At 55.6% G+C, this 2,549-nt stretch carries 2 protein-coding genes; both read left to right on the top strand.

The genetic code is table 11. From position 1 onward, the window contains the following. Positions 1–1,925 (top strand): type I secretion C-terminal target domain-containing protein (locus DU490_RS17605; protein ID WP_114575371.1); only part of this gene is annotated, 1,925 nt, incomplete at its 5' end. 86 nt (positions 1,926–2,011) lie between these two features. Next, complete coding sequence (locus DU490_RS16820; protein ID WP_114575370.1) at positions 2,012–2,347, top strand: tryptophan synthase subunit beta like protein; 336 nt, start codon at positions 2,012–2,014, stop codon at positions 2,345–2,347. Positions 2,348–2,549: the final 202 nt, after the last annotated feature.

Here is a 2,549-nt window from a genome sequence, read left to right as displayed (position 1 = left end):
TATGGACCGGCACCGTGGTAGCCGAAACCGGCTACAACGGCACCGGCAGCGCCACCATTGCCGACGAAAGCTACGCCGACGAAGCGGGCAACCTGGGCAGCGAGGGTGCCGACAGCATTGTCATTGCTGCTCCACCGACCGTTGAACTCGACGACGCTGTGCTCGTTGTCAATGAGGCTTTCTTGGAAGAGGGTACGCTTCGAAGTGATTACGATAGTAGCGATGGCCAACTGAAGGCGAGCGGCAGTTTCACCATCACTGCTCCTGGTGGTTTAGGGGCGCTGACCATTGGCGGCGTAGCTATTCTAACTGACGGTGCCTGGGCGGGAGATCCGATTGAGATTCCGGCCTCAGAAGACAGTGAGAATGTGCTGCGTGTGACGGGTGTCAGCGAAACTGAAGCAGGCTCTGGTATCTGGATCGTCAGCTTCGTTTTCGAGCTCAACGAAGCCAAGACTCACCTGGACGGTGACACGCCGCTGGATGATCTGTTGGTGGGCTACCCGATAGCCTTTACTGATGGAGTGGGTCAGAGTGCTGACGAGGTCAGTCTAGAAGTAACGGTACTCGATGATGCTCCTGACCTTTCCGCTCTCAACCTCGCCATTGCCAACTTGGCAGGAAGCTACGAGGGAGTCTACGAGTTCAATGTGGGTGCCGATGGGCAAGGCTTCCTTGCCAGCTTCGGCGAAGGCTCGTTGACCTGGACCGGAATGCCGTCAGGTTACTCGCTGACTATCACCGACTCTGGCGAAACCTGGGTCACCTACACGGCGAAGTCAGGCGACTTCGAGTTCTTCAGTCTCACGCTGAATGCCGATGGTGCCTATGCCTTCGATCTGCTGTCGCCGGAGCCTGTCGTTGAGGAAACAATTGACAGTCTTTTGAGTAGCTTTGATAAGTCGAACATATACAAGGAAGAAGGTAAGGATGCCTATTTGTTCACCGCAGATATTTTTAGTGGAAAGTTTGAGATGGCGGTTACTGCCTACCGAAATGGCAAATTGGCAGATGTAAAAATGTCCGCGTCAGACTTGGGTGCATTTTCCAATACAGTTGATGGGAATCACGATGAAGCATTAAGGTTCGATGTCCGGCCAGTGGAAGGGGCGGGTAATATCGGCATAAGCTCCATTACCTTCAGCGTATCCGGTACGAGCGGTTCGAAGGTTGGCGACCAGGCCATCTTGACTGTCTACGATGTCAATGGGACCCCGAAAACCTACACAGCAACCTTGGCTACTGTGGATGGCGAGTTCGCCTTCAACATCGATCCGGCCCTTAATGTCGATTACATTGAGTTGACTCCGGCAGGCTCCAACAGCTTCAAGATCGATGGCGTCTCGACCAGTTACGTCACCCAGCTCTATCCGGATGACTATCAACTCGACTTCTTGCTGACGGGGTCGGATGCCGATGGCGACACCGCCACCGCCGACTTCTCCGTCTTCGTCAAGACGACCGAGACCGGAAGCTATGAAATCTCCGGCTCCGATGGTGATGACGTGGTGCATGGTACTGATGGAGACGACATTCTCATCGGCGGCGCTGGAAACGACATCCTGACCGGTGGTCTAGGCGATGACGTCTTCAAATGGAACTTCGGCGACCAGGGGGTCTCTGACGACAGCGACGCAGATAGTGCTGCCGTCGATATCGTTACCGACTTCGGAGAGGGCCAGAACGTCCTTGACCTCGCTCATCTCCTGCAAGGGGAGGAGTCCGGCGATATCAACGACTTCATTTTCGCCGAGCAGGATGGAGACAACACGACGCTCTATATCAAGCATGATGGAGGCCTCGATGGGGGAGGCTCCAATGCAGATCAGAAGGTCGTATTGGAGAACTATGACATGGGTGGAATGTCATCCGAAGACTTCATCGAGCAACTGCTGAGCAACAATCAGCTGAATATCGACCAGTAACACGATGTTGAGCTAGATCCACCTCCCCGCCTGGTTCGCCCAGGCGGGGTTTTTGTTATGCTTCGCTCAATCAGGAGGAGTGTGCCATGTACATCAAGCGCGACGAGTCGGGTCGGGTCGTTCAGATCAGCCGCGAGGCGACCGCCGAGTGCAAGGAGTTCGTGCCGCCATCCTCACCGGAGCTGCAGGCGTTCGTGGCCGATGAGGAGGGTGGCGAGAACCTGGCTCTCTCGAAGTCGGACCTTGCCTTCGTGCGGGTGCTGGAGGACGTCATCAACGTGCTGATGGACAAGAGCGTGATCAGTTTTACCGACCTGCCCGAACCCGCCCAGCAGAAGCTGATGGCTCGCCAGTCACTGCGCAAGCGATTGAATAGTGTCGGTTTGATGTCCGAGTCGGAGGACGACAGCGGCGTTATTTAACGCTTTTACTTTACCTGATTACGCATAAGACTCCGCAGGCGCCTGGTGGAGGCCGCCGCGTTGGCGGTAATCGTTGGCGTTGCCAACACCGCCGGGAGTCCTTCGGCCTCCAGTCGTGATCTAAAGATTCTCCTACAGGGTGGTAGTCGCCTGTTATGGCAGGAAAAAGCAGCTGTTGGAGCGCTGCTCTGCATCGCGACTG

Origin of the sequence: Halomonas sp. DQ26W (genome assembly GCF_003339685.1) — a bacterium.
In the GTDB taxonomy this organism is placed as follows: domain Bacteria; phylum Pseudomonadota; class Gammaproteobacteria; order Pseudomonadales; family Halomonadaceae; genus Halomonas.
The sequence above is the reverse complement of the archived record's forward strand: the minus strand, read 5'-3'. Positions and strand labels throughout refer to the sequence as shown.